This window comes from Hyphomicrobium sp. DMF-1, from assembly GCF_027886585.1.
Lineage (GTDB): Bacteria > Pseudomonadota > Alphaproteobacteria > Rhizobiales > Hyphomicrobiaceae > Hyphomicrobium_C > Hyphomicrobium_C zavarzinii.
The window spans coordinates 1,685,237-1,712,012 of the sequence record NZ_CP115706.1; the positions used below are offsets into that span (position 1 = coordinate 1,685,237).

Below are 26,776 nucleotides of genomic sequence, written 5' to 3' on the forward strand. Positions count from 1 at the left end.
GGCGGCGCGGCGTCTTGCCCTTACTCCTCTACGAAGAGCGGGCTGACCGCCGATCCTCCGGCCAGGTAGTCGGCGACGAGCTCCGCAAGGGCGGGCGCAAGAAGAAAGCCGTGCCGGTAGAGGCCGTTCACCAGAACGTGCCGGCCGCGCAGGACGATCCTCGGCACGTTGTCGGGGAAGGCCGGCCTGACGCCCGCATTGATGGCGAGAATGCGCGAGCCTCCGAACGCCGGGTGAAGCGCATAGGCAGCTGCCAGAAGATCGACGGCGGAATGGAGCGTGACGGGGCCGTCGTCCTCGCTTTCGATCACGGTCGCGCCGATCATGTAGGTGCCTCTGTCCCACGGCACGACGTAGAGGGGAAAGCGCGGATGCAAGAGCCGCACCGGCCGCTTCAGCGCGATATCCTGCGTCTGGACGACGATCCGTTCGCCTTTCACGCCCCGCAGGGACGTGACGTCATCCCTCGCACTCATGCCCCTGCAGTCGATCACGTAGTCGGCTTCTCCAAGGGACCACGTGTGATCGAAGGTGATCTTGCCGCCGAGGCGGCGTATTGCATTCAGCAGAAAGGCGGCGGCGGACGCGGGCTCGACGTGCGCTTCCTCGGCGTAGAACAGTCCTTCGCGGAACCGGCCTTGCAGATCGGGCTCGAGCTTGGCGAGGTCGCTCGAGTTGACGGCCCGGTAGCCCTCGGTGAGGCGGGAGAACCTGATCAGCTCGTTTCGATCCTCGGGATGGGCGACGACGAGCGTGCCGTTGCTGACGATCCCGGAAAACGTCGAGCGCCAGATGTCGAGGGAACGCAGCCCCAGATCCTGGACGATGGGAGGAGCGGCTTCCCGCTCGCAAAAGGGGGCGAGCATGGCTCCCGCAAAGGAGCTGGCGGCATCGATCAGCGGGTTCTTGGCCTTGTCGACGAGATGAACGGCATATCCGCGGTAAGCGAGCGTGTAGGCCTGCCACAGCCCCGTGATTCCCGCGCCGACGATGGTGATGACGGAGGGCTTCATGTCAGATCCCAGGTTCACTCGAGAACATAGAGCGCGCCGTTTGTTCCGTGCACGAAGCCGTTGGAGAAGGCGGCGTCGGAGCAGATGGTGCGCATCGCCCGCATGGCGTGCGAAGGTTCGCGAATGCCGTCGAGCACGTCGCGGAAAATCTGCGAGACGGCGACCATATCGCAGGTATGGGGGGAGAGACGCAGGGCTGAGACGCCGAGGCTCTCGAGCTGGCGCGCCTCGAAGATCAGATTGCAGTAGGAGTAGGACAGCGTCTGCACGCCGTTGACGGCAAGGAATCTCTCTCCGTCGAGCGTTTCGACATCGAGGCCGTCCAGGTCCTGCTCGCAGACGAACTGGCAGGAGTCTTTGGTTCTTCCGTGCAGGCGGGCATGATAGCAGCGCGCGGAGATTGCGAGGGGAATGCGCCCGAACGCCCAGACTTCAATGACCGCGTTCCGGGCGGCCGCGACGATGGCGGAGATGGATTTGAGCGGCAACTCCGGCGGCAGAGCGATGCGCGCCGCTCCGCCTGCGATGAGAAAGGCGGCGGCTGCCTCGTTGTAGACGTTGATCAACGGCCCGATCGCGTGTGGCCGTTTCGCGAGTGCGGGGATCGTCGAGATATCGTTGACCTCGATCATCTGCGAGGCTTCGCGCGCCAGCGAGCCGCAATATTTAAGCTCGCGGTCAAGCGTCGGAAGCGCCAGGGTGCTCAGGATCACCGTCTTTCCGGCGCGCTCCAGCCGCTCGATGGTTTCGGGGATCACGTCGGCGTAGAAGGGCTGGCGCTTGGAGCAGACGACCTCGCCGATGCAGACGGTGTCGACAGGTGCCTCGTCGGCGATGCGCGCGTAGAAATCCCGCCAGTCTGCGGCCGGCCAATTGTAGAGAAGGGGGCCTAGCGTGAGTGTCGTGCGAGACATGCGCGAGCGTCCTCTTTCTGGTTATCGCCAGGTCTTCACGTAGGCGCCACCGGTCACGCTTTGTCCTTCCGTGATCGGGGCGAGCGAGCTGATCGGTACGCTTCTCTTGTCTGCCAGGGCATCGAGCGCTTCGCGGAAAGCGTGGACGACGGCCTTGATGTAGGCGCGGCTGCGTTGGCGCCCTTCGATCTTGATGGCGGTTACGCCCGCATTCTGAAGCGCAGGCAAAAGCTGCCGCACATCGAGGCTCACCGGCTCCTCGAAGATGTGTCCTTCGCCGACGCCGGTCTTGAAGCGGCCTTTGCAGAGCGTGGGGTAGCCTACGGGCTGGTCCGCAGACGAGCGGTTGATAGTGAAGTCTCCCAGGCGTGCGACCATGACGCCGTCTTCCTGACGATAGCTCACGTGGCTCGCGGGGGAGCATACCCCGTTCATGTTCGGGGATTGCCCGGTGGCATACGAGGAGAGCGAGCAGCGTCCTTCGGTCATGACGCAGAGCCCGCCGAACGCGAACGTCTCCGTCTCGCAGGACGCGTTGCGCGTCACCGCCGCGATTTCGGGAACGCTGAGAACGCGCGGCAGAACCACGCGTTTCACGCCGAAGGCTTCGACGTAGAAGTTGATGGAATCCGAGCTCGCGGCTGCGGCCTGCACGGAGAGGTGCAGGCGGAGGCCAGGGTGGTTCTTCGCGGCGTAGCTCATGAGGCCTATGTCCGCGAGAATGACCGCGTCGGCGCCGAGGGTTGCCGCATCGTCGATGGCGCTAAGCCAAGGCGTGAGGTCGCCCGCTCGCGCGAAGGTGTTCACGGCGATCAGCACCTTGGCGCCGTGGCTGTGAGCGTATCCGATGGAGGATTTCATTTCCTCGCGGCTGAAGTTCAGGCCCGGAAAGTTGCGCGCGTTGGTTTCATCGCGGAACCCGCAATAGACCGCATCGGCACCGGCTTCGATGGCAGCTCTCAACGCGGATGGCGTGCCTGCCGGGCATACCAGCTCCAGCGGGCGTCGGGTTTCTGTCTTCACGATGCGTTTCCTCGATGCTCCGCGCCGCCAAGGCCGAGAGTGCGACGGACGACGGCGATGGCACTTCGCCCCACGCGATCGAAGGGCGCGGCATAGGGTTCAAGGAGGGCTGCAGTCTCGCGCAGGAGGCCGATGTCCGCATCGTCGATTGCGTTGCGCAGGGCCAGAACTGTTTCGATGTCGCCTTCGATGACGAGATCGCGCGAGAAGAACAGAGCATCACCGTCGTAGACGCCGTCGACGAGGCCGACCAGTGCGATCAGGGGACCGGAGATGCGCGCGTGGGCCGTCTCGCTGTCGAGCGTGCGGGCCAGCCTCAAGGTCAGACTTCCCTCGCGCATATCGAGCAGGATGACGAACGGCAGGTCGTTCGGATCGACAGCTACACAACGCCACTCGCTTCCGTTCAACCTGCCGACCAGCTCGGGGTGACGCGCGACTATTCCTTTGACGAGACGGCCGAGGGCTATCTCCAGGGGCAACAGAGGCAAGGGGCGCATCGCCCATGCAACGAAACCCGGTAAGCGTAAAACCTGCTGCGGTGCCTGCTCCTGCATGTCGCCTCCCGTGGAGCCTTTTAGAGGAGGCGAGGAGTCGTGACTTAACTCAGATCAAACTTGACGGTGGGAGGCAGTGTTTAGTGCGTGCGACGGAGCCTGGAGTGCCCATTTCTATGCGCGATCTCGCCTGTTTCCGCACTCTGCGCGACTTTCTCGGCTATCTCGACGGAAAGGGCGCGTTGAAGCGCGTCACCGAGCCGGTCTCGCTGGTGCACGACATGACGGAGATACACCGTCGCGTCTTGCAGCAGGGTGGGCCGGCGCTGTTGTTCGAGCGCCCTCTCCTTGCGGATGGCTCTGCTTCGGATGTGCCTGTGCTCGCCAATCTCTTCGGGACGGGCGAGCGTGTGGCCTGGGGGCTCGGCATCGAGCCGTCGCGTGTTCGGGCTTTCGGCAGCTTGTTGAGCGCGTTGCGTGAGCCCGAGCCGGTCGATGGCTATCGCGATGCGCTGGATCGCCTGCCAATGCTCAAGGCAGCCATGAGCATGATGCCCTCCTTCGTGCGACGCGCGCCCGTGCAATCCCGTGTGCAGAAGGGGCAGGATATCGCGCTCGACAGATTTCCGGTGCAGACGTGCTGGCCGGGGGAGCCGGCTCCGCTCATCACCTGGCCTCTCGTGATCACGCGCCCTCCGGGCGATGACTCGCTTTCGCGCTATAACATGGGCGTCTACCGCATGCAGGTACTCGGGCCCGACAGAGCCATCGTGCGATGGCTCGCGCATCGGGGCGGGGCCGCGCATCATCGTTTGTGGAGCGACGAGGGGCGTGAGATGCCGATCGCGGTCGTCGTCGGTGCCGATCCGGCCACCATTCTCTCGGCGGTGCTGCCCTTGCCGGAGACGATGTCCGAGTTGCGCTTCTCCGGCCTTCTGCGCGGGGAGAGGCCGCGGCTCGCGCGGTGCGTGAGCGTTCCTCTCGCGGTGCCTGCGGATGCGGAGATCGTGATCGAGGGCTTTGTCTCCGCGCACGAGACTGCGCCCGAAGGGCCGTTCGGCGATCATACGGGGTATTACAACGCGATCGAGGAGTTTCCCGTTCTCCGCGTCACGGCCATCACGACGCGGGCCGATCCGATCTACCTTTCCACGTTCACCGGGCGGCCGCCGGACGAGCCGTCCGTCATCGGCGAGGTGCTGAACGAGCTCTTCATTCCCATCCTTCGCCGGCAGGTGCCCGAGGTGGTGGATTGCTGGCTGCCGCCCGATGCCTGCTCCTACCGCATGGCGATCGTTTCGATCCGTAAGCGCTACGCCGGGCAGGCCCGCCGGGTGATGATGGCGCTGTGGAGCCTGTTGCCGCAGTTCTCCTACACCAAGGTGATCGTCGTGGTGGACGAGGATATCGACGTGCGCAATTGGCGCGACATTTCCTGGGCAATCTCGACGCGCATGGATGCGTCGCGGGATCTCATGATCACGGAGCGGACGCCGATCGACTATCTGGATTTCGCATCGCCCGTCTCGGGGCTCGGGGGCAAGCTCGGCATCGACGCGACGACCAAGATCGGAGCCGAGACGGATCGGGAGTGGGGGCGCGTGCTCGCCATGGATTCCGCCGTTGCCGCGCGCGTAGACGCCATGTGGAAGCGGTTGGGGCTCGATGTAACCGGCGAGGGAGCCCGCTCATCTATCGGAGGACACTCATGAAGCTTGCACGCGTGGTGCTCGGGGTCAGTGGCGCATCGGGGGCTAAGATCGCAATCCGCATCGGGGAGCTTCTGTCCGCGGTTCCGGATGTCGAGCTGCATCTCGTCGTGTCGGATGCGGCGAAGCGGACGCTTTTGCAGGAAGCGGGGCGCGATGCGCTGGGGCGGCTCGAGCGGATGGCGACGTTGCGCCACAATATTCGGGACATCGGCGCCTCCATTGCCAGCGGCTCCTTCAGCAGCGCGGGCATGGTGGTTGCGCCGTGCTCGATGCGGACGCTGTCCGCGATCGCATCGGGAATTTCCGACAATCTGCTGACGCGTGCGGCGGACGTTCATTTGAAGGAGCGGCGCCGTCTGGTGCTTATTGCGCGGGAGAGCCCCCTGCATCTCGGCCACCTTCGCGCGATGGCTTCCGTTACGGAGTATGGGGGGATCATCCTGCCGCCGGTGCCGGCCTTCTATCACGGCCCGACGACGATAGAGGAGATCATCGACCATATCGCCCGTCGCGCCATCGATCTGCTGGGGCTCGACATGGCGCCTTTGGCCATGCCGTGGACGGGGGGCGAGCAGTCGGCCTATCCGGGCTGACGCCGCTCGCTTCAGGACGGCGGCCTGAAGGCCCGGCATTTCTCGGGGTCAGTCTCCAGGCGCGGCCCGCCGATCAGATCGATGCAATAGGGGATGGCGGGGAACACGGCCATCATGCAGAGCCGGATTGAAGCGGGGCGGCCAGGCAGGTTCACGATCAGCGTCCTGCCGCGGATGCCGGCTGTCTGGCGCGAGAGGATCGCGGTTGGCACCTGCGCCAGGCTCCGCTCGCGCATCAGCTCTCCAAAACCGGGCAATATTTTTTCGCAGACGGTCTCGGTCGCCTCGGGCGTGATGTCACGGGCGGAAGGTCCCGTGCCGCCGGTGGTGAAGATGGCGCCACACTGCTCCCGGTCCGCCAGCTCGATAAGGGCGCTTTCGACGCGTGTGCGCTCGTCCGGAACCAGCCGCATGACGGGTTGCCAAGGCGAGAGGAGGATCTCACGCAGCACCTCGACGATGGCAGGGCCGCCCTTGTCCTCGTAGGTGCCCGCGCTGGCGCGGTCCGACACCGTCACCACTCCTATCTTGGCCGTCATGTGCTCACTCCGCCTTCTCGAAGACCGCCTTCGGAGGCGACTATCATGCAGGAAAGCCGGGCCACTAGACCGGGGTCAATCGTATCTCGTCGTTGGCGTTTCCGGGCGTGCAGCCAGACCTTTATGTGCTCAGAAACAGTATTTCGGAGGGGAGCGGCTGGGTGGCCTGTGGAGGGGGTTCTTTACCTCACGGTAACACTCGCCCCCCTAATGATTAGGGTGGTCTGCCGAGGAGCGCTCAGCGAGCTTTACGTCGCACAGCTTTGGCACGCTTTGTTTTTCGGAGGCCGTAAGACTGGGAGACAACCCTGTTCCTGCCACACTCGTGTAGGAGGAAGAGGGCTCATCCGTCGGGTACTGTAGCGTTAGGGTCGTTTCTTGCTCAGGCCGTTCATCGTCATAAGTGTTTTGTCGGCGGCGACGGGCGCACTCGCGGAGCCCGTGCCTCTTGCAAACGACGCGCTGAAAGAGGCCGTGTCCGGCTCTCTGGTCGAGATCGATACCCCGCTCGGCACGACACTTCCAATCCGTTTCGGAAGCGACGGTCTTGTCGCTGCGGAAGCAGGCGCGCTCGCGCCCATTCTCGGCTCGCGCAAGGATCGCGGTCGCTGGTGGGTGGACGCGGACAAGCTCTGCACCAAATGGTTCCGCTGGTTCGATGCGCAGGTGCGCTGCCTCACGATCACGCAGGAAGGCTCGCGCATCTATTGGCGCAAGATCGATGACGGCGAGACAGGGACGGCAACGCTCGTCGAGCGGGGAACGCCGGAGAAGCCCGTCTCGGCCCCGGCCGTAGTCGCGAATGCAGACCCGGCGCCTGTTGCTACTCCGCCTGTCAAGAAAGTTGAGCAAGCGCGCGAGACCGTTCCCTCGCAGGCGCCTGCCGAGGTGAAACCGGCCGTGGTCGCAAGCGTGACTGCAGCGCCGCCGGAGCGCCGCGTCGAAGCTCCCGCGATGCGAATTGGTGGAGCGGGCTTCCTCGATGCGGACCGTGGTCACGGAGCGACGTCGCCGGCGCCTGTCGCCTCCGGACCGCCTGATGCCTCGGCACCGGCTGTTACCGTCAAAGAGGACTACAAGAGCGCGAGCGCCCCTCCGGCCAAGAAGGCCGCGACGCCGCACGCCAAGCCCGTGAAGAAGCCTGTCGTCGTCGCTCATCTTCCGCCGGCCGGTGATGCTGGCGCCTCCTCCGACCGAGCGGCTCAGACGCGTGCGGCTCCTGACAAGGAGAAAGCCCAGGGGCGCGCAGGCAAGAGCCAGCAAGTGGCGATGACGTCAGTGATCACGCCGTCCCTCTACAAGGTGCGGGGTGTCAGCCGGGGCGACGTTCTCAACGTGCGGCGCGGACCCTCGGAAACCCATGCTTCGATCGCGGGCATTCCCGCCACGGGGCGGCGCGTCGAGATCACCGGGCAGTGCCAGGCAGACTGGTGTCCGATCCGCTACGGCGAGATCAAGGGCTGGGTGAACAGCTTCTATCTCGCCGAGGACGGGACGCGTGTCGGATCGTCCAGTCCCCTCTACGGCTCGAACCAGCGCTGACGCCCGCGCCTGCGGTCAGTCCTGCCGCACAGGAGGTCGCCCGTTCCCTCCGTTCAAGTGATATCCGAACAGCAGGATCGCCGTCAGCGGCGCGATCAGGCCGATCGCCATCACCGTGCCGAGGATCAAGGGAAGGTTTTCGTAGGAGCCGCGATCGACGACAAAGATCGTGTTGAGGTACTTCGTCTGCAGGGCGCCGGCGACTAGGGCGAGGTTCATGAGAGAGCCCATCAGAGCGAACCACGTGGCGCGGCGCTTTTCCGGCGCGTAGATGGCGCAGAGCGTGAGCAATGGGATCATGCTCAATTGCAGGAACGGCGATGATGCGGCGGTGTCGATGATGGCGATGGCGCGCGCGCCGAAACCGAACGTCGCTTCCGTCCATTGGCTGATGCCGAGCGTCAGCGCGAGGCTCGGCAGCGTCAGCACCGTCGCGGCGATGGTAAGCCAGAAGAGCACGACGGGAATGGGCCGGCCGGTGATGGCGTCCGAGAACACCCAGGTGCCGAGAAGAGCCAGCAGCGCGCCGATCTGGTTCAGCGTTCCCTGAAATGCCTCGTCGAAGCCGAGCACGTCGATGGTGAACCAGGTGTAGCCCTGTCCGACGAGCGGCGTCGCGCGGAACACGAAGATGATGAGGGCGGCGTAGAAGATCTTCTCCTTGGTTTCGGGATCGAGATCGCTGACGACGCGCCAGAGCATGGCGGACACCACGGCCATCGACACGAGGAACACCACCTCCTGGCTGTAGGGAACGCCGGTGATGGCGAGCACGAAGACGGCGCTACCGAAGGCGATGCCGCCGCCCAGGATGCGCCAGTCTACAGGCCGGGTCTCGGCGGTGTTGATGTCGATCAGGAGCGCGCCCGATATGGAGATCAGCGGAATGACGAGGCCACAGAGGAAGACGGTCTCATAGGAAAAGACGCTCGCCAGGAAGCCCGCGAGACCTGCCACCGCCACCATGCCGAGCGAGAGCGAAAGACGCCCCAGCACCTGCACCATGCCGAGATCGCGGTTGATGTCTTTCGGGGCGCGCGGTGTTCCGTCCGGGTTCTCGCGATCTACGACTTCGGTGCTCATGGCGTCGGCAGTCACGTCCTGCAACACCACGCCGACCACGCTCAGGAACGATCCGATGCGGTAGAGATCAGGCGGCGTGGCGAAGGTCAGCCAGCCGCCCGCGGCCCCTGCAAGCGTGAGAAGGCCGAGAGCCACGAGGGCGCCGCCGATCAGCACGTAGGCGCGGCGCTGGGAGCCGAACACGGGCACTGCGTCGACGAGCTCTCCGAACACCATCTTGATGGTCCAAGGCAGCGTGAGCCACACGCTGAGTGCCGCCAGCTCAGACGCGGAAAGTGTCAGTGCAGACTTGATCCAGAAGCTTTCGGCGATGGTGACGATGCCGAGGGCGCCGTAAGCGAAGTAAACCATCAGCAGCGGCAGGTAGCGCGGACGGAACGCACGAATGGGATTTAGGAGCGCCGTTTCCAGCTTTTGGCCGAGCCGCTGCCAGCTCGATCCTGTCGCGTCCGTCATGTGTGAGTCCTTCCCCGTCTACTCTAGAGATATAGACAGGGGACCCACGGTGCGAGCAGGGAAAAGTGTACCCTGACGCATGGAACCTCCTCCTCTCCCACAAGTTCTAGGCCCATGACGGAGATGCTCAAACATTTGGGCGGGGAGCTGCGCCGCTATTACGATGCCATCGTGCAGCGTCCTATGCCCTGGCGGATGATCGATAAGCTCGCCACTCTCGAGGAGGCAGACGAGCGCCGGGGGGACAGAGGCTCCTTCGAACATCAAGCAGAAGACGGCGGATTCAGGGAAAGCTTGGAAGATCGGATCCGACGTCGGTGACACTTGGCGTTGTGCTCCACCCTCCGTGCTCGAACCAGATGTTGGCGTCGTAACAAACTGTTACGCAATGATGACACATTTGCTTGCTCCTTGGGCTCTGGCTTCGCGTTGGGGTGAGGGGGAGTATTTTGCGGCAGTTCGTGGTCATTCTTTCGGTCGTCGCGGCGTTTGGCACATGCGAGGCAGCTCGCGCAGGGTCGCTCGAGAAATCGCTGATGAAGCTCGATCCGGAAGAGCGTGCTCACCAGGTTTGTGTTGTGAAGGGACTCGATACGGTGCGTCGCGACAAGCGTCTGTCGCAGGCCGACCGGTTGATGCCGGACACCTTCAAGCGCGCTGCGTTCGATGGAAACGTGGTCTCCGCGAAGGGAGCTGCCGTCCGCTCCAACAAGCATTGGTATCAGTTGAAATTCGACTGCACGGTTTCGAGCGATCAGCTCAAGGCCATCGCGTTCACCTACGAGCTCGGCAAGGAGATTCCGCCGGACACTTGGGAAGAGGTGGGATTGTGGAAGTGATCCGTTGCCGGGAGGCCGTCACGGCCCTTCGCTGACACGCGGAGCCGTTGCGAGGAGATCGCGCAGCATTTTTACGACGCGAGAGGCGGGGCCTCGGCCTCCGCACTGAATGCTGATGCGGGCGCCTTCGAATAGAAGAAAAACTTCGTCCGCAAGCTCCTCGGGATCGCGGTAGTTGGCATCCTGGAAGAGCCTTACGAGATGATCGCGCTTGCGCTGCTTGTAGTCTTCGATCACCGCCCGTGCGGGATGGGCGGCCTGTAGCTCGACGGCCGCATTTGCCAGGGCGCAGCCGCGCTCGAACCGGTTGGTCAGGATCTCCTCGACGTGGTCGACCCAGGCGCAGAGGCGTTTTTCGGGGTTGTCGGGAAACGCCTCGGCGAGCTTCGTCCAGACCGCATCGCCTTCGGCGGCAAGCTGGCGGGCATACTCGACGACAAGATCGTCCTTCGACTTGAAGTGACGATAGAGCGTCATCTTATTAGTCTGAGCAGCTTCGGCGATGAGCTCCACACCGACAGTATGAACACCGTGCCGATAGAAGAGATCACGTGCAACCGCCATAATCCGCTCTCGCGGAGGTAGCGAAGGCGGAGTTGCACCCGCGTCATTTTGTCGGGTCTGGACCAACGTTCTGCTCATTGCCCCTTGACTGTCATGTTACCGATCGGTAGCTAGCAGGGTGTTACCGGTCAGTAACGCCTATCATACTTAGATCAGCTTTGCCAACGGATCAATCCCGCACCGCAAAGCACGTAGTCTGATTCTAGGAATTTCGGCTCATGGTGCAATTTGTTTTGCCCACGGTCGCTGATCTGAAACAAGATCGAAACGCTCGTTTGAGCGCTGGAGGGCATATGTTGCCTCGTCGTTTTCGCCCCGCCGCCGCGGCCACCGTTCTGTTTTCTCTTCTCCTCGCCGGGTGCGGCGAGTCGCAGCCCAACGCCCAGGCGGTAGCGCCTCCCGCTCCCAAGGTAACGGTTGCCAAGCCAGTCAAGAAGCTCGTGTCCGATTTCGACGAGTACGTGGGCCGGTTCGTGGCTTACGACTTCGTGGAGGTCCGCTCGCGGGTCTCGGGCTATCTCGACAAGATCCATTTCACCGACGGTCAGATGATCAAGGAAGGCGACGATCTGTTCACGATCGACCGTCGCCCGTTCGAGGCCGCGCTGGCGCAGGCCAAGGCCGCGCGCGAGCAGGCCGAGGCCAACCTCGCGTTCGCCGAAAGCGATTTGAAGCGCGGCGAAAGCCTGATCCGCGGAACGACCATCACGCAGCAGACGCTCGACCAGCGTACCCAAGCCAAGCGCGTGGCGGAGGCCTCGGTCACAGCGCAGGAGGCCGCCCAGAGGCAGGCCGAACTCGATCTGCAGTTCACCGAGCTCAAGGCCCCCATTTCCGGGCGTATCGGCGATCGGCGCGTGTCGGTTGGAAACCTCGTGACCGGCGGGACCGCGGGCAACACGACGCTGCTGGCCACCGTGGTGTCCGTCGACCCGATCCGGTTCGAGTTCACGATGGATGAGGCGTCCTACCTTCGCTACCTGCGCGCTGCGACCGAAGCGGCCGCGACGTCGAGCAACAGGGGCATGTCACTCCCCGTGAAGCTCAAACTGATCGACGAGCGTGACTTCGTCCACGAAGGGAAGATCGACTTCGTCGACAATGCGATCGACCGGTCCTCGGGTACGATCCGCGGGCGCGCCGAATTCAGGAATCCCGACGGCAAGCTCACACCCGGCATGTTCGGCCGCATCCAGATCGCGGTTTCGAAGCCCGCGGTGGCGTTGCTCGTTCCCGACAGCGCGATCGGCACGGAGCAGGTGCGCAAGTTCGTCTATGCGGTTTCGCCGGATGATGTCGCCAACCCGAAATACGTGACGCTGGGATCCGTGGTCGACGGCATGCGGGTTATCACGGATGGCCTCGATTCCGACGACACGGTCGTGGTCAACGGGCTGATGCGCGTGCGGCCGGGCACCAAGGTTTCGCCCCAGCAGGCCACGGCTTCCAACGGCGATGGCAAAGGCACGGTTGTCGGCACCAACTGATCCTTCCGTCCCGCGATCTCGCCGGTTGCGGAACGGGGCGTTGGCTTTGCATCGCACCTAATTCACTCCGGCGGGCGCGTTCCGCCCTGCCGCCTCCAGTCCGAGCAGCGGGAACCTCCCATGCGCATTTCGCACTTTTTCATCGACCGGCCGATTTTTGCGGGCGTGATCTCGATCGTGTTCGTGATTATCGGTGCGGTCGCGCTGGGGCGGCTCCCGATCGCGCAGTATCCGGACATCGCGCCGCCGGTCGTGAACGTGACCGGGCAGTATCCGGGCGCGAGCGCGGAGGTGGTGGCCTCTACCGTGGTGGCGCCGCTCGAGCAGCAGATCAACGGTGTGGAGCACATGCTCTATATCTCGTCCAACTCCACGGTGGATGGGCGCTTCTCGATTTCGGTCACGTTCGATCTCGGCACCAACCTCGATACCGCGCAGGTGCAGGTGCAGAACCGTGTGGCGATCGCGCAGCCGCGCTTGCCGGCCGATGTGCGCAACATCGGCGTCACCGTCGCGAAGGCTTCGCCCGACCTGATGATGGTCGTGCATCTGCTTTCGCCGGATCAATCGCGCGACACGCTCTTCATTTCCAACTATGCGAGCGTCAACGTCGTGGATGTGCTGAGCCGCATCGAGGGCGTCGGCTCGATCACGGTGTTCGGCAGCCGCGACTACTCCATGCGCGTCTGGCTCGATCCAGATCGTCTGCAATCTCTCGCCCTGACCGCCAACGACGTGGTTCAGGCGCTGCAACGGCAGAACGTGCAGGTCGCAGCGGGCATTCTCAACCAGCCGCCGTTGGCGCAGCCAGGGGCTTTCCAGGTCTCGGTTCAAACGCAGGGGCGCTTAGCCGACCCCGATCAGTTCTCCCAGATTGTCGTGAAGCAGTCGGGCTCGGCCGTGGTGCGCCTGAAGGACGTGGCGCGGGTAGAGCTGGCGGCCCTCGACTACGGGCTCAACTCCTATCTCGACAAAGTGCCCGCCACGGGTCTCGGCGTGTTCCAGCTTCCGGGATCGAATGCGATCGCGACGGCGGAGAAGATCAAGCAGACGATGGCGGAGCTGTCGAAGAGCTTCCCCGCCGGGCTCGAGTACGCGATCATCTACAATCCGACCGAGTTCATCCAGCAGTCGGTCGATGCGGTCGTGCACACCATCCTCGAGGCGGTGGTGCTCGTGGTGCTCGTCGTGATCCTGTTCCTGCAGACGTGGCGTGCGGCGATCATCCCGATCGTGGCGATCCCGGTGTCGCTGATCGGCACGTTCTTCCTGCTCGCGGCGTTCGGCTTCTCGCTCAACAACCTGTCGCTGTTCGGCCTTGTGCTCGCGATCGGCATCGTGGTCGACGACGCCATCGTCGTGGTGGAGAACGTCGAGCGCAACATGGCGAACGGGATGAGCCCGCGCGAGGCCGCCTATCGCACGATGGAGGAAGTGGGCGCTGCGCTGATCGCCATCGCGCTGGTGTTGTCGGCGGTGTTCGTGCCGTCGGCCTTCATCACGGGCATCTCGGGCCAGTTCTATCGCCAGTTCGCTCTCACCATTGCGGGCGCAACGGTAATCTCGCTGATCGTCTCGCTCACGCTTTCGCCGGCGCTCTGCGCGCTGTTGCTCAAGCCGCACGCGCATGGCCATCAGAAGCAGAGCCTGCTGATGCGCCCCATCAATGCGTTCTTCCGTGCGTTCAACTGGAGCTTCGACAAGCTGTCGAGCGGCTATTCGTGGGTCGTCGCAAGGCTGGTGCGGCTCGCCGTCGTCATGCTGGTGGTCTACGCGGGCATCATTGCGTTCGGCATGAACGAGTTCCGCAAGACGCCCGTGGGCTTCATTCCAGCGCTCGACGGCGGCTACCTGATCACCGTGACGCAGCTTCCCCCCGCCGCGTCGCTGGCGCGTACCGACGAGGTGAACCGGCGCGCGGTTGAACTCGCGCTCGAGGTTCCGGGCGTTGCGCATGCGGTCAACATCGTTGGCTTCTCGGGTGCGACGCGCACCAACGCGCCAAACGCGGGCGCGGTGTTCGTGGTACTCAAGCCGTTCGACGAGCGCGCGCGTGATCCCAACCAGTCGGCGCAGGCGATCCAGAAGGCCTTGCTCGCGAAGTTCTCGACCATCCAGGACGCGATGGTGCTCGTCGTCGCGCCGCCGCCCGTGCGCGGTATCGGCAGCGCGGGCGGTTTCCGCATGATGATCCAGGATCGCAACGGGGCAGGTCCCGCCGCGCTCCAGCAGGCCGTCGGCGCCATGATGCAGAAGGCGAACCAGACGCCGGGGCTGCAGCAGGTGTTCTCGATGTTCGAGAATTCTACGCCGCAGCTCTACCTCGACATCGACCGCGACAAGGCGCAGATGCTCGGCGTCAACGTCACGGACGTGTTCACGGCGCTCCAGACCTATCTTGGCTCCGCCTACGTCAACGACTTCAACCTGCTGGGGCGCACCTTCCGTGTCACCGCGCAGGCGGACAGCGATTTTCGGACGAACGCCAAGGACATCCTGAATATCCGTGTGAGGAACTCGGCGGGCGATGCTGTGCCCCTCGGCACCTTCACGACGGTTCAGGACATTTCCGGCCCGTCTCGCGTTCCTCGCTACAACCTTTATCCGGCGGCCGAGCTCGACGGCTCGGCGGCTCCCGGCTATTCGCAAGGCCAGGCCATCGATCTCATGGAGAAGATCGCGGCGGAGACGCTACCCCAAGGCTTCAGCTACGAGTGGACGGAGCTCGCGTTCCAGCAGATCCGGGCCGGAAACACCGCGGCCTTCGCGTTCGCGCTCGGCGTCGTGTTCGTGTTCCTGGTGCTGGCGGCGCAGTTCGAGAGCCTGATGCTGCCGCTGGCCGTCATCCTGATCGTGCCCATGAGCCTCATCGCGTCAATTACGGGCGTTATCCTCAGGGGCCAGGACAACAACATTCTCACGCAGGTCGGTTTCATTGTTCTGATCGGCCTTGCCGCGAAGAACGCTATCCTGATCGTGGAGTTCGCGCACCAGCTCGAAGGCCAGGGGAAGAACCGGTTCGCTGCCGCAACGGAAGCCTCACGGCTCAGAATGCGGCCCATTCTGATGACGTCGCTCGCCTTCATTCTCGGCGTCGTGCCGCTGGTGTGGGCGGTGGGCGCGGGTGCTGAGCTGCGTCAGGCGCTTGGAACGGCCGTGTTTGCTGGCATGATCGGCGTCACGGTGTTCGGCTTGGTGTTCACGCCCGTGTTCTACGTGGTCTGCCGCTGGCTGGCCGGGCTCGGTTTGCGGCGGCGGCGTGCGGCCGCAGAGGATGCGCCGTCGCCTGCCGAGTGAGGCGGGCCCGGCGTGCCGCTTGGCAGATTTGATCTAAAGCAAGGACGGGGGCGCATCAGGCGCTAGGTTCGAGAACGGCTGGAGCTTGCTTCGGCGGGGAGTCTCGACGAGGCCGCTTATGACGCCTGATCTCATCAAACGCTACGCTGCCCCGGTGCCGCGCTACACGAGCTATCCCACCGCCAATCACTTCTCGGCGGCGGTGACGGCGGAGGACTACCGCCGGTGGCTCGGGGAGCTGCCGCAGGATGCCGCGCTCTCGCTCTATGTGCACATTCCCTATTGCCGCGAGCTTTGCTGGTATTGCGGGTGCAGCACCAAGGCGACGCAGCGCTACGCGCCGGTCGGCGACTATCTCGCCCCCCTTTTCGCGGAGATCGAGGCGGCGGCCGCGCTCGTGCCACCCGGGCATCGCGTCACCCATATCCATTGGGGAGGCGGCTCGCCGGATATTCTGAAACCGGCCGACATCCGCCGCCTCGGAACCTTGATGCGCGGCCAGTTCTCGTTTGCGCCGACGGCCGAGTTCGCGGTGGAGATCGATCCGCGCCTGCTCAGCGAGGAGCAGGCGGACGCGTTCGCGGAGATCGGCGTCAACCGTGTCTCGATCGGTGTTCAGGACTTCGATATGGCGGTTCAGCGTTCCATCGGGCGGATGCAGAGCTTCGAGACCACGAGCAAGGCCGTTGGGCTGTTCCGGGAGCGCGGCATTCGTTCCATCAACGTCGATCTCGTCTACGGCTTGCCGCGCCAGACCGAAGAGAGCGCTTCGCGGACGCTGGTGCAGGTTCTGGAGCTTGCCCCCGACCGCGTCGCCGTGTTCGGGTATGCGCATCTCCCCGATCGGCTGAAGCATCAGCGGCTGATTGACGAGAGCACTCTGCCGGGGCCGGTCGAGCGCTTCGCGCAAGCGCAGCTCATCGCCCGCCACTTGACCGATGCAGGCTATGCGCAACTCGGCATCGATCACTTCGCCCGGCCCAGCGATCATCTCGCGACCGGCCGTCTCGCGCGGAACTTTCAGGGCTACACGACCGACCAGGCGGATGCCCTGCTCGGGTTTGGCGCCTCGGCCATCTCGCGCTTGCCGCAGGGCTTCGCGCAGAACGCGGTCGCGGTGGATGACTACGGGCGCCGCGTGGGTACGGACGGGCTCGCAACGGCACGCGGACATGCGATGCATGGGGACGATGAGATGCGCGCGTCGCTCATCGAGCAGCTCATGTGTGAGTTTTCCGTTTCCTGGCCGGATCTCGCACGCCGCTTTGGAGCGGGTGTCGAGCAGCTTCGCCGTGAGGCCGAGGATTTGGCGCGGAATGATGCTGACGCCTTTGTGGATCTTCACGAAGATGGGCTGCGGGTCACCGAGAAAGGACGGCCTTTCGTCCGCATGGTTTGCGCCCGTTTCGATCCCTACCTTTCAGCGGAGGTAAAGCAGCGCCGCCATGCCCTCGCTGTCTAATTGAAAGGCGTCGCGCGTATTTCTACCTGTTGCGTTTGTTATTTTTGTACGGCTTAGCTTTGTAAGCTTGTTGAAAGCTATGGAGCGTATTTCTTGAAACAATGGCCGGCGTGCGCTTTGTCATGCGGCATTGCTGCGTCGAAGCGCAACGCATCCGCTGCGGTTGTTCTGTTCTTTCCCCGTTGAAATTCCGAGTTCTCAAGTGATGAAATGAGCGTCGTGCGGAGAAGGCGCCGTTGCATCGTGGCCTCTTGTGCGCGAGTCCGACTCAGTCGAATTTGTACGGAAATGGGGATGTAAATGACCTGTGTTTGTTATTTTATATAGGATCCGCGTTTTTCATTAAATTATGTACGTTGTGTTTTTAACTGCGCTGTTTGTGTGCGCAGGGGGATGGGGACCCCGACATCTCCGGACGTAAGCATGCCGCTCCAGCTCTCGAGGAAAAAGAGACAGATCATGACCGCCGACGCTTCGATGACAGCGCGACTCTCGTTCAATCAGATAGACGAGGAGGCGCGGCGCCTGCTCCGGGAGAACAAAGAATTTCTATCGCGGGAGCTGCCCGGCGTGCTGGACGTCTTCTACACGCATCTTGCGAAGTTTCCCGAGACCGCGGCCTTCTTCAAGACGCGGGACCTCATGACGGGCGCGAAGAACGCGCAGTTGAGGCACTGGCAGACGATCCTCGATGGAAACTTCGACGGCGTTTATGAGGCGTCCATCAAGCGTATCGGCGAAACGCACCATCGTATCGGTCTTGATCCGCGGTGGTACATCGGCGGCTACAACGCGCTGGTAAATGGGTTGTTGGAAGCGATCATGCTTCGCATGCCGCAGGCGCGGGCGAGCCAGGGAGCGCTGGACTGGAAGGCCAAGGCGGCGCCTGTGCAGGACAAGCGCTTCGCTCTCCAAAGTGCGGTCATCAAAGCCGCGATGCTCGACATGGATCTCGCGATCGCGGTCTACCTCGAAGCGGGGCGGCGCGAGCTGAGCACGCTCGCCGGCGCCGTGGTTTCCATGGCGACCTCGGTGGCGCATACGGCGAACGAGCTCGAAGGGGCGGCCGAGTCCGTCGCGTCATCGGCGCGCTCGGCCACGGATCAGACGTCGGCCGTCGCGACGGCCGCAGAGCAGGCTTCGGCCAACGTGCGCACGGTGGCAGCCGCGGCCGACCAGTTGTCCGCTTCCGTCAAGGAAATCTCGCGGCAGGTGGCGGGCTCGACGGAAATCGCGGGACGTGCGGTGATGACGGCCGACGAGACCTCGGAAAAGGTGCGCGCTCTATCCCAGGCGTCTCAGAAAATTGGCGATGTCGTCGAGCTGATCAGCAACATCGCGCGGCAGACTAACCTTCTCGCGCTCAATGCCACCATCGAGGCCGCGCGGGCTGGCGAGGCCGGCAAGGGGTTCGCAGTCGTCGCGCAGGAAGTGAAGTCTCTGGCTAATCAGACGGCTAAGGCAACCGCAGAGATTGGAGCGCAGATCAACGCGATCCAGGGGTCGACGGCGGATGCCGTGGGATCCATCGGAAATATCGGCAGCATCATCAAATCGATGGATCAGATCGCGACGACGATCGCGTCCGCCGTGGAAGAGCAGGGCGCTGCAACCACAGAGATCGCTCGCAACGTTCAGGAAGCGGCGCAAGGGACGTCGGACGTCGCTTCGAATGCAATAGGGCTCTCCACGTCCGCGGCTTCGACCGGGTCGGCGGCCTCCCAGATGCTGGCGGCGGCAAAGCGGCTTGGCTCACAAGCGGCCGAGCTTCGCAAGACGGCCGAGAGTGTGATGGGAAGCAGCCGCGCCGCCTAAGGCGGGCCCGGTGCAGTCAAGAAAAAGAAGAAGCCGCGCTGAGGTATGTGACCTCGGCGCGGCTTTCTTGCTTTTATACTCTTGGCGGATGTCAGACCGGATAGTCGGCGGCGGCGACGCCGCACGTCTCGAGGAACTTCCGGATCTGAATGACCTCTTCCTTGGGAACGCTGTGGTTGACATGCTGAACGGCGATCTTGTGGCCGTTCAGCGAGATGCCGAGGCGGCTGCCCGACTTCGTCTCCAGCTCGGCTCCGAGCGCCTCGAGGGTGTGCTCGATCTCCTTCATGTCGATGTTGGCGTTGACGGGATGGCTGAAAATGGCGTGAAGCACTTTGCGATGGTGATGGTTCATCGGGTCCCCGATTGTGCGGATTACATGATCCGCAAGTTAGGAGCCGGAGAATTTGGACGCTTTGCGTGCGATCAAGGCTGAGGCAAGCCCAGCAAAGCGAGGGCTTGTTGAAAGGTGTGCTCCGGTGACTGGCCAGCATCAATGCGCGTCCAAGTGATGGGGCCGAGATCGCGCTCCGCCTGGGCGCGTACGACGGCTTCATTGGAATCAGAAGCGTCGCCCTTGCGGGCTTCGACGCGGGTAATCTGAATTTCGAGAGGCGCGTCGAGCCATAGCCCGGTGAAGGGGACGCCGAGCTTGGCGGCGATGGCGGATATTTTCTCGCGCTCGGCCGGTTTGGCCGACACGCCGTCGAAAATCACGGCGTGGCCCGCCGCGAGTGCCCGCTCTGTCTTGGCGTAGAGCACGGCGTAGACGTCGTCTGAGGCCTGCTCTCCATAGTGCTCGACGGCGAGCCGTTCGGTTTCCGGCACCTCGAACATGCGCTTGCGCTCGACGTCGGTGCGCAACACGAGCGCGCCTGGCGCGGGGCCGATGCGCGGCGCGAGAGCTGCGGCGAGGGTTGATTTTCCGGTTCCCGAGAGGCCGCCCACGGCGAGCAGCATGGGCTGCCCGGGCGCGAGGTAAGCGTTGGCGGCCGTCACGTAACGGGCGGCGCGGGCTGTGTCCGCCTCGTCCTCGCCTTCGGGTTTCTGAAGTGCGCTTTCTAGAGAGACGAGGGCGCGCACGGCGGCGCGGGTGGCGAGGAACAGCGGGAGCGTTGCGAGCCCTTCGATCTCGCTGCCGGTGGGTTCGGCCGACACATAGGCGTTGAGCACGGTGTTGGCGGCGCGCCGGTCTCCTCGGACATCGAGGTCCATCAGCAGGAAGGCGAGATCGTAGAGCACATCGATGGAGGCGAGGCGCTCGTCGAACTCCAGCGCGTCGAAGGGCACCACGCGTCCTTCGAGCAGAACGATGTTACCGAGGTGAAGATCGCCATGGCAGCGGCGAACGTGCCCGGCTTCTCCGCGCGCTTCGAGCAGGGGCGCGATGCGCGCCAGCTCGGTCAGGCTCCGCTCGGCGAAAGTGGTCATGAGAGCGGACAAGGAGGGCGGCGCCGCGTCTGTCAGCGAAGCGGCGAGCTGACCGACGGTGTCGAGCATCACGGCCCCGCCGGACGTCCCGCCGGCCAGAGGAACCGTCCGGTGATAGCGGGCTACCATGTCCGCCAGCTCGCGCGCAATCTTGGGCTGCAGGGGACCTTCGGCTGCGATGCGGGCGAGAAGGTTCTCCTGCTCGAACCGGTTCATCACCAGCGCATAGTCCACCACGGTGCCCTCGCCAAAGGTCAGGCGGCCGTCCGGTCCGCGGCTGATGGCGGACACGCCGCCGTAGATCTCGGGTGCATGATCGCGATTGAGCTCCAGCTCCCGTTCGAGAGCGGCGCGGCGCTTGGGCAAGGTGGAGAAATCGAGGAACGGAAGGGTGACGCGTTTTTTGATCTTGAGAGCTTGGCGGCCGGCGAGAAAAATACGTGCGGCGTGCGTTTCAACGATGTCCACCTGCCCGGGGCGGCCGGGATAAGAGGCAGGATCGGAGAGGAACGCGATCACCTCTGCCTCTTCGCGGTCCGATCCCGCGAGATCTTGAGGTCGGCGCTGTCTCGGCATCACAGGGCTCCGGATTTTCGTGCACTATCCTGGCAGCGTCATTGGCGCGCGATTTGAGGCTGGTCAACCCTTCTCGGCGGAGGCCGCCCTAGCTTCTGCTGGCACTTTTGGCTCGGAGCTTGTGATGAAGCGTGCCGTCATCATTGTCGGTCATTCGCGTGCAGGCACGTTCTGCGAGGCGATCGGGGAGGCCTATCGGACCGGAGCCGAGGCGGCCGGACACCACGCGCAGATTTTCGTGACGTCCAAGCTTGCATTCGATCCCATTCTGCGCGGCGCGTATGTCGAGGTGCAGCCGCGCGAGCCCGATCTCGAAGCCGCCTATTCCGCCTTGCGCGCGGCCGATCACATCGTGCTCGTGTTTCCGCTGTGGCTGGGGACGCTTCCCGCGATCCTCAAGGGATTTCTCGAACGGATTCTTCAGCCCGAGATCATCGAGCCGGCGCAGACGGGCCAGTTCGTCAAGGTGCTCGCAGGAAAGTCCGCGCGCGTGATCGTGACGATGGGCATGCCAGGATGGATCTATCGATGGTGGTTCGGCGCCCACGCTCTCAAGATGCTCCGGCGAAATATTCTGGAGTTCATGGGCGTGTCTCCGGTCCGCTCGACGGTGATCGGAAGCGTCGAGCAGATCGGTCCGGCCGGGCGCGCCGGATGGCTTGCCGAGATGCGGCGCTTGGGCGAGCGGCTCTCTTAGTGCTGCCGGCTATTTGCTCGTCTTCGCAAGGAGGTTGGAAAGATAGTCGATGACCGCGCCGATCTCGTCAGGGTCCATGACGAATTGCGGCATGTCCGGATGACCGGAGACGATGCCTTCCGCGAGGGATTCGGCGAGGTTCTCGGGCGGATAACGGTGCACGATCTCGCGGAACGGCGGCGCCTGGGCGTGGGGGCTCTTATCGTCGACGCCGATGGCATGGCAGCGGGCGCAGCGCGATTCGAGCGCGGCGCGGCCTTTGTCGTGGATCGAGGCGTCGGAGCAGGCGGCGATCGGCAGGGCCGCGGCAAGGCATGCGCCGAGTAGCGCGGCCGGGTTTCTCACCATTCGTTCCTCCAACCTTCGCATGGGTGGTGTGCAGGCCGACGCGCCGGACGTGGCCTAATGGCTGGCCGGCTCTTTCAGCGTCATAATATAGGCAATGAGGTTGTCGCGGACATTTTCCGGAATGATGAGATCCGGCATGGTGGGGTGGGAGGTCTGAAGCCAAACCGCGATCGCCCGCTCCGTCATGCCAGGCGTGTTCGCCACACTGACAAAGGAAGGAGCGGCGAAGTCGGGCGAGACGTCTCCCGATTTGTCCACGGTATGACACTCGGCGCAGTGTGCCTTGGCATATGCCTGCCCCTCGCTTGCGCTTCCGAGGGTGTCGGCGTGGGCTGCAGCGGGGATGAGAAGCGCGGCTGCTGCCAGGCTCCGAAGTGATGCGTGCACGGTAACCTCCATGCTCAAGACGGGAGAAAACTAAAGCGCCGGCGAAAGCGCACCGTTGATCCAACTCAAGACTGCGCTGTCGCCCGGTGCGCAGATGACGCCATTTGCCGGGTGGGGAAGCCACACTGTCAAAAAGCCGAGTGCGCCGATGGCAAGGCCGGCTGCCATGCGCAAGTGCTGGCGCTGTCCTGCGGCGGCGAGCGCGCGAACGCCGAAAGTTGCTGCAAAGAGGCCGGGCAAGGTGCCGACGCCGAACGCCAGCATGGCGAGGGCGCCGAGGGATGCCGATCCCGTGAGCATGGCCATGAAGAGCGCGCCGTAGACCATCGCGCAGGGCATGAGCCCCCACGCGAGCCCTGCGGCGAAGGGAGCCCAGGCGCGTCCCCGTGCGGGCCGGGTGAGGCGTGCGAGGAAATTCGCGACCGGGCTTAAGAGGCGGTCGATGCCGTTCAATGCCGGAAGCAGGCCCGCGGTGGAAAGTCCGATCCACATGAGCGCCACGGCGCCAGCCCATTGCGCCAGCCGGAAGGCAAGCTCCCGGTCGAGCCATCCGACGACCGGAGTGCCGAGAGCGCCGATCAAGGCACCTGCGAGGGCGTAGGCCGTGATGCGACCGCTGTGGGTCAGCGCGAGTGCGTTGCCTTGGCTGCGGAGGTCTCCGGGGCCTGCCGCGAGAAGCAGGCTCGACGAGATGCCGCCGCACATGCCGGCGCAATGCAGCGTGCTCGCAAAGCCGAGGCTCAATCCGGTGACGATGCTGAGGATCACAGGGTCCAAGGAAGGGTGTCCGGTGTTCAACTGACGTAGATCATTCAGCTTCGTATGTCCGGGCCGGGCGCTCCTTGCGCGCGATCAAGCTGATCGGTTTGCCGGTTCGGGTCGTCAGGCGCGCTGGGACGGGCAGCGGATTCGATGAGGGCAGGAACGGCCGACAGGGCGAGCACCCAGAAGACCGCAGATTCGCCATTCAACACAAAGGGATGAAGGAAAAATCCGAGTCCCCACCCGATGACGATGGTGGCTCCTGCCAGTGCGAACAACTGCCCCAGCCATCGCGGGCAGGCCGCATCGTTGAGACGCTTTACAGTGAGCGACGTTGCCGCATAGCCGCATAGGGCCGCCCAGATGAAGGCAGCCATGGTGGGGGCACCGGACACGGCGTTGGCGCTTTCGTCGAACGAGTCGCGATTGAACAGGCCGATGCCGACCATCGTCGCGACAAAGGCCGCGAGCATGCCGATCCACCAGACCTGCCGGTCGATGCGGCCTTTCAGGGATAGGAACAGGTCGATTACGTTCGTCGTCATCTCGCGCGCTCATCCGTGGCTCTGGAAGGGCCGCGTCCCGGTTTGGACTCTTATGACGCGTTGACGAAAGTAAGATGTGTTCTCCGACAGTCTCGTACCTTGACGCGCGTCAAAGTTTCGAACCTCATTTTCCTATCATTAAGAGGAGCGATCGAAAAGCGGAGGGAAGCTGACATGTCGACGAAGGGCCGTTGGTGGATGATGGCGAGTGCGCTGGCTGTTGGTGCGAGCGTGGTGCTGCCGGTGCACGCGCAGGATCAGCCGGAGCCGGTGCAGGAAGGGCCGTGGCGCATCATTCTCAAGGATCAGCTCAAGCATGAAAAGGGCTGTGATCTTAACGAGGTTCTGACCTTCGAAGAGATCCCGCTCGGCGACGACGTCGGCGTTCAAGGCCGCGTCTCTTGCCTCGACAATAGGCAGTTCGACTTCAGCCGCACCCGCAAGCACCAGAAATTCCGCATAGAATTGTGCGAGCCGAGCGTGTGCTGACGGCAGGAGGCGAAGGGGATCATGACCTACAAAACCATTCTCGTTCACGTCACCGGTGAGCCCGAGTTCCAGACGGTCATGGCGCCTGCCTTCGATCTCGCGCGGCGGTGCGGCGCGCATCTCATCGGCCTGGCCGTGGTCCCTCCCTACATACTTCAGCCGTCCTTCGTGCCCGGTGCGACGTCGTCCGTCGTGGAGGAGCACCGCAAGGTGTTTATTGCGGTGGCGCAGCGCCTGAAGGCGGCGTTCGAGACGTCGGCGCGGGAGGCCGGCATCAGCGCCGAGTGGGTGGACGACGATGCGGGCCTTCTGCCCGTCTGGCGGAGCGCGGTGAACTACGGACGCGCGGCCGACCTGATCATTTCCGGCATATCCGACGACGAGGGGACGGAGCAACTCGTGCTCCAGTCGGGGCGCCCGGTGCTCTTCGTTCCCGCCGGTTGCGATGCGGGTGGTGTGGGGAAGCGGATTACCGTTGCGTGGAACGGACGGCGCGAGGGTACGCGCGCCGTTTTCGATGCATTGCCTTTGCTGAAGCAAGCGGATGCGGTGAATGTCGTTTGGGTCAATCCCAAGGACGACAGTGCAACCGTGGACGATGTTCCGACGGGCGATCTCTGCACGGCGCTCGCCCGTCACGGGATCAAATGCGAGGCGGTGGAGCTGTCCGCTCCCGATGCCGTTGTCGGCGATGCGCTCGCGGACTACATGCAGGCGTGGGGCAGCGACCTTCTCGTGATGGGCTGCTACGGCCACTCGCGGTTTCGCGAGTTCGTTCTCGGTGGCGCGACGCGCAAGGTGCTGAGGACAACGGTCCTGCCGGTGCTCATGTCGCACTAGCGAGCGCCTGGGCCTAAGCCCTCTGCGTGCGGTGTCTCAGTGCCGCCGATCAAGAATGAGATTGATGGGGAATGGCGGCGTCGACCGCTCCTTTCTCCATTCCGTCAGCATCGTTCGGTCTGCCGGTGTCAGCAGGCGGGGCAGCATATCCTCGATGCAGCTCTCCGCCACGGCGTGGTGGCGGCGCGCCTCGAACGCGCTGCGCAGGAGATAGCCGAATGTGTCGTAGTTCGTCAGTTCGCCTGCGACCAGCATCTCGATGTACTCACTCACCTCAGTGTGGCGGTCGGCCAGCTCGGTATGCTCGGTGCTGAGGCGGCCGAGCAGGCTCACCGCTTCCTCCAGGCCGCCTTTGTGGCGAATGATGATGGGGAAGAGGGCGGCTTCCTGGAAATCGACGTGCTCCGACCAACTCGGCTCCAGAATTGCACTCAGGCTGCGCGCGAGCCTGAGATCGGCGAGCTCGGGCAAGCTGTCGGCCAATTCTTCGAGCGCGTTGGAGATCTCCTCCTGCAGATGGCGGTCGGCAAAGGTCACATTGCGGGGATCGATGGCGGCGGACGACCTGGCCTCTGCCGAAGCCGGCACGTCTGTGGGCGGAACGGTCGGGCCAGACGCTCGCTTCGGCATGGGGGCTCCTCGCAGGAATGCCGCCAAAGCTAGCGTCAGTATGCCGGATGCGGATTGATTAAAATCATATGCCGAGTGCTGTTGTCGGCTTTGTTCGCGAGTCTGCCCTCATCTCTCGCGCTTGTTACATTCTCTCACAATTCATCACGAACGGCGCATATCGGCGGTTCCAAGACCCTTTTTAATCCTCTCCAGCGCAAATCACGGCGAGGAGAGATCGATGCTCGGAATTCAGACCGTAGAACCCCGCTCTTTCCGCCCCCAGGCCCCCAGAATTTCCACTTCGCCGGCCGCATCCAACAGCCTCGACGAGCGTTTGTCGCACGCAACCGTGCGCAAGCTCGAGAGCAAGGAGCATGTCTTCTGCGAGGGTGATCCGCGGCTCCACGTGTTCCGGGTCGAGGAAGGCGTGATCGCCATCTACAAGACGCTTTGTGACGGCCGCCGCCGGATCATCGATTTCGCTTATCCGGGCGACCTCATCGGTCTCGGCGCGCTCGACGAGCACATTCTGAGTGCTCAGGCGACCTGCACGTCGAAAGTCCGTTGCCTCTCGGCCGCAACGCTCGAAAGCCTCGCGGAGAGCGACGCCAATCTCGCGCTCAAGCTTTACAAGTCGGTTTGCCAGGAGCTTGCCGCGACGCGGAGCCTGCTCGTCACGGTGGGGCAGCGTAGCGCGGTCGAGCGCGTGGCCTCGTTCCTGCTCGCGCTCCATCGCCGCTCAGGTGAAGCCGACGATCATACGGTCACGCTCGCGATGCGCAGAAGCGATATCGCGGATCTCCTCGGGTTGACCATCGAGACTGTGAGCCGCACCCTCACCAAGCTTCGCACGATGGGCGTGATCGGCGTCGAGCAGGGTGGCACGACCGTCACGCTTTGCGACGTCGTCCGCCTTACGGATCTCGCCAACGAATAAGCCCGTAAGCGCCCCGCGTTCGCGGGCTTTGCTGATTTCCGTCATTTTGTTGCGCTGACGCCTTTCCGTATCGGGATGGGGTGTCAGCGCGCGTCTTCTTTTTCGAGCTCAGGCATCCGAATTTTGAGGCCATGCTCGTCGTCGAGTGAGCCGATGCATACCCTGCGTCCGATTGTTTCGATCTCAGCCCGTGTTGATCGCAGTCAAAGCAGTGCAGGGGTCACATCATCATCAATCTCAGAATGGTTCAAATTGAACGCACGTAGGGACGGGCAAGGGGCAGCCAATGAAATCAACCAGTGAAGAGGTTATTGCA

The 26,776-nt window shown here is 63.7% G+C and carries 27 protein-coding genes; 13 read left to right on the forward strand and 14 right to left on the reverse strand.

What is annotated here, in order from left to right; all coding sequences use genetic code 11:
• Nucleotides 1-20 precede the first annotated feature (20 nt).
• Genes PE058_RS07510 through ubiT form a run of 4 tightly spaced genes read right to left on the reverse strand, consistent with a single transcriptional unit; the run spans nucleotide 21 to nucleotide 3,507 of the window.
• Nucleotides 21-1,013: an FAD-dependent oxidoreductase gene (locus tag PE058_RS07510; protein WP_020087050.1), complete on the reverse strand. Its 993-nt coding sequence runs from the start codon at nucleotides 1,011-1,013 to the stop codon at nucleotides 21-23.
• Nucleotides 1,014-1,027: 14 nt separating this feature from the next.
• The gene (gene ubiV / locus PE058_RS07515; protein WP_020087049.1) at nucleotides 1,028-1,927 is read right to left on the reverse strand and encodes a ubiquinone anaerobic biosynthesis protein UbiV; all 900 of its coding nucleotides are present in this window, start codon (nucleotides 1,925-1,927) and stop codon (nucleotides 1,028-1,030) included.
• A 21-nt stretch (nucleotides 1,928-1,948) separates the two neighbouring features.
• Complete coding sequence (gene ubiU / locus PE058_RS07520; protein WP_271030603.1) at nucleotides 1,949-2,926, reverse strand: ubiquinone anaerobic biosynthesis protein UbiU; 978 nt, start codon at nucleotides 2,924-2,926, stop codon at nucleotides 1,949-1,951.
• A 20-nt stretch (nucleotides 2,927-2,946) separates the two neighbouring features.
• Nucleotides 2,947-3,507 (reverse strand): ubiquinone anaerobic biosynthesis accessory factor UbiT, encoded by a 561-nt coding sequence (ubiT, locus tag PE058_RS07525; protein ID WP_026868195.1) that lies wholly within the window; start codon nucleotides 3,505-3,507, stop codon nucleotides 2,947-2,949.
• Nucleotides 3,508-3,623: 116 nt separating this feature from the next.
• On the opposite strand from ubiT, the gene PE058_RS07530 reads away from it, so the two are divergent.
• Together PE058_RS07530 and PE058_RS07535 are read left to right on the forward strand one after the other, a co-directional pair.
• A complete protein-coding gene (locus PE058_RS07530; protein ID WP_271030604.1) occupies nucleotides 3,624-5,159 on the forward strand; it encodes a UbiD family decarboxylase in 1,536 nt (511 codons plus the stop codon).
• Entirely contained in the window at nucleotides 5,156-5,752 is a 597-nt protein-coding gene (locus PE058_RS07535) for a UbiX family flavin prenyltransferase (protein ID WP_271030265.1), read from the forward strand. Before PE058_RS07530 ends, PE058_RS07535 begins: the two co-directional genes overlap by 4 nt.
• Nucleotides 5,753-5,763: 11 nt before the next feature.
• Here the strand turns inward: PE058_RS07535 and mog are convergent, their stop codons facing one another.
• On the reverse strand, nucleotides 5,764-6,291 hold the full coding sequence (gene mog, locus PE058_RS07540; RefSeq protein WP_020087044.1) for a molybdopterin adenylyltransferase: 528 nt from the start codon (nucleotides 6,289-6,291) through the stop codon (nucleotides 5,764-5,766).
• 378 nt (nucleotides 6,292-6,669) lie between these two features.
• Between mog and PE058_RS07545 the strand changes: the two genes are divergently transcribed.
• Nucleotides 6,670-7,833 carry an SH3 domain-containing protein gene (locus PE058_RS07545; protein ID WP_271030266.1) on the forward strand — a complete coding sequence of 388 codons (1,164 nt, stop codon included), beginning with the start codon at nucleotides 6,670-6,672 and terminating at the stop codon, nucleotides 7,831-7,833.
• A 15-nt stretch (nucleotides 7,834-7,848) separates the two neighbouring features.
• Here the strand turns inward: PE058_RS07545 and PE058_RS07550 are convergent, their stop codons facing one another.
• A complete protein-coding gene (locus tag PE058_RS07550) occupies nucleotides 7,849-9,372 on the reverse strand; it encodes a hypothetical protein (RefSeq protein ID WP_271030267.1) in 1,524 nt (507 codons plus the stop codon).
• Nucleotides 9,373-9,486: 114 nt separating this feature from the next.
• Between PE058_RS07550 and PE058_RS07555 the strand changes: the two genes are divergently transcribed.
• Nucleotides 9,487-9,693 (forward strand): hypothetical protein, encoded by a 207-nt coding sequence (locus PE058_RS07555; RefSeq protein WP_271030268.1) that lies wholly within the window; start codon nucleotides 9,487-9,489, stop codon nucleotides 9,691-9,693.
• Between the two features lie 128 nt (nucleotides 9,694-9,821).
• Nucleotides 9,822-10,211, forward strand: a complete 390-nt coding sequence (locus tag PE058_RS07560) for a DUF930 domain-containing protein (RefSeq protein ID WP_271030269.1) — start codon at nucleotides 9,822-9,824, stop codon at nucleotides 10,209-10,211.
• 18 nt (nucleotides 10,212-10,229) lie between these two features.
• On the opposite strand, the gene PE058_RS07565 is transcribed toward PE058_RS07560, so the two are convergent.
• Nucleotides 10,230-10,775, reverse strand: a complete 546-nt coding sequence (locus PE058_RS07565; RefSeq protein WP_020087039.1) for a TetR/AcrR family transcriptional regulator — start codon at nucleotides 10,773-10,775, stop codon at nucleotides 10,230-10,232.
• Between the two features lie 293 nt (nucleotides 10,776-11,068).
• Here PE058_RS07565 and PE058_RS07570 point away from each other — a divergent pair, with 293 nt between their 5' ends.
• From PE058_RS07570 to PE058_RS07585, 4 genes are all read left to right on the forward strand, one after another.
• Entirely contained in the window at nucleotides 11,069-12,262 is a 1,194-nt protein-coding gene (locus PE058_RS07570; protein WP_020087038.1) for an efflux RND transporter periplasmic adaptor subunit, read from the forward strand.
• Between the two features lie 120 nt (nucleotides 12,263-12,382).
• Nucleotides 12,383-15,559, forward strand: a complete 3,177-nt coding sequence (locus tag PE058_RS07575) for an efflux RND transporter permease subunit (protein ID WP_271030270.1) — start codon at nucleotides 12,383-12,385, stop codon at nucleotides 15,557-15,559.
• Nucleotides 15,560-15,677: 118 nt separating this feature from the next.
• Complete coding sequence (gene hemN / locus PE058_RS07580) at nucleotides 15,678-17,021, forward strand: oxygen-independent coproporphyrinogen III oxidase (protein ID WP_020087036.1); 1,344 nt, start codon at nucleotides 15,678-15,680, stop codon at nucleotides 17,019-17,021.
• Between the two features lie 459 nt (nucleotides 17,022-17,480).
• Nucleotides 17,481-18,836 (forward strand): globin-coupled sensor protein, encoded by a 1,356-nt coding sequence (locus tag PE058_RS07585; RefSeq protein ID WP_020087035.1) that lies wholly within the window; start codon nucleotides 17,481-17,483, stop codon nucleotides 18,834-18,836.
• Nucleotides 18,837-18,927: 91 nt separating this feature from the next.
• Here the strand turns inward: PE058_RS07585 and PE058_RS07590 are convergent, their stop codons facing one another.
• Both PE058_RS07590 and PE058_RS07595 read right to left on the reverse strand, forming a co-directional pair.
• Nucleotides 18,928-19,191, reverse strand: coding sequence for a hypothetical protein (locus PE058_RS07590; RefSeq protein ID WP_020087034.1), 264 nt, complete (start codon nucleotides 19,189-19,191; stop codon nucleotides 18,928-18,930).
• Between the two features lie 71 nt (nucleotides 19,192-19,262).
• Complete coding sequence (locus tag PE058_RS07595; RefSeq protein WP_271030271.1) at nucleotides 19,263-20,843, reverse strand: bifunctional aminoglycoside phosphotransferase/ATP-binding protein; 1,581 nt, start codon at nucleotides 20,841-20,843, stop codon at nucleotides 19,263-19,265.
• Between the two features lie 124 nt (nucleotides 20,844-20,967).
• Between PE058_RS07595 and PE058_RS07600 the strand changes: the two genes are divergently transcribed.
• Nucleotides 20,968-21,540 (forward strand): NAD(P)H-dependent oxidoreductase, encoded by a 573-nt coding sequence (locus tag PE058_RS07600; RefSeq protein WP_271030272.1) that lies wholly within the window; start codon nucleotides 20,968-20,970, stop codon nucleotides 21,538-21,540.
• 9 nt (nucleotides 21,541-21,549) lie between these two features.
• On the opposite strand, the gene PE058_RS07605 is transcribed toward PE058_RS07600, so the two are convergent.
• Genes PE058_RS07605 through PE058_RS07620 form a run of 4 tightly spaced genes read right to left on the reverse strand, consistent with a single transcriptional unit; the run spans nucleotide 21,550 to nucleotide 23,582 of the window.
• Nucleotides 21,550-21,888 carry a c-type cytochrome gene (locus PE058_RS07605; RefSeq protein WP_020087031.1) on the reverse strand — a complete coding sequence of 113 codons (339 nt, stop codon included), beginning with the start codon at nucleotides 21,886-21,888 and terminating at the stop codon, nucleotides 21,550-21,552.
• Between the two features lie 54 nt (nucleotides 21,889-21,942).
• A complete protein-coding gene (locus PE058_RS07610) occupies nucleotides 21,943-22,275 on the reverse strand; it encodes a cytochrome c (protein WP_245257693.1) in 333 nt (110 codons plus the stop codon).
• 30 nt (nucleotides 22,276-22,305) lie between these two features.
• Entirely contained in the window at nucleotides 22,306-23,043 is a 738-nt protein-coding gene (locus tag PE058_RS07615) for a sulfite exporter TauE/SafE family protein (RefSeq protein WP_020087029.1), read from the reverse strand.
• A 44-nt stretch (nucleotides 23,044-23,087) separates the two neighbouring features.
• Nucleotides 23,088-23,582: a DUF805 domain-containing protein gene (locus PE058_RS07620; RefSeq protein ID WP_020087028.1), complete on the reverse strand. Its 495-nt coding sequence runs from the start codon at nucleotides 23,580-23,582 to the stop codon at nucleotides 23,088-23,090.
• Between the two features lie 174 nt (nucleotides 23,583-23,756).
• On the opposite strand from PE058_RS07620, the gene PE058_RS07625 reads away from it, so the two are divergent.
• Complete coding sequence (locus tag PE058_RS07625) at nucleotides 23,757-24,071, forward strand: hypothetical protein (RefSeq protein WP_020087027.1); 315 nt, start codon at nucleotides 23,757-23,759, stop codon at nucleotides 24,069-24,071.
• Between the two features lie 21 nt (nucleotides 24,072-24,092).
• Entirely contained in the window at nucleotides 24,093-24,911 is an 819-nt protein-coding gene (locus PE058_RS07630; RefSeq protein WP_271030273.1) for a universal stress protein, read from the forward strand.
• Nucleotides 24,912-24,947: 36 nt separating this feature from the next.
• On the opposite strand, the gene PE058_RS07635 is transcribed toward PE058_RS07630, so the two are convergent.
• The gene (locus PE058_RS07635; RefSeq protein ID WP_020087025.1) at nucleotides 24,948-25,541 is read right to left on the reverse strand and encodes a hypothetical protein; all 594 of its coding nucleotides are present in this window, start codon (nucleotides 25,539-25,541) and stop codon (nucleotides 24,948-24,950) included.
• 220 nt (nucleotides 25,542-25,761) lie between these two features.
• Between PE058_RS07635 and PE058_RS07640 the strand changes: the two genes are divergently transcribed.
• Nucleotides 25,762-26,460, forward strand: coding sequence for a Crp/Fnr family transcriptional regulator (locus PE058_RS07640; protein WP_020087024.1), 699 nt, complete (start codon nucleotides 25,762-25,764; stop codon nucleotides 26,458-26,460).
• Nucleotides 26,461-26,776 lie beyond the last annotated feature (316 nt).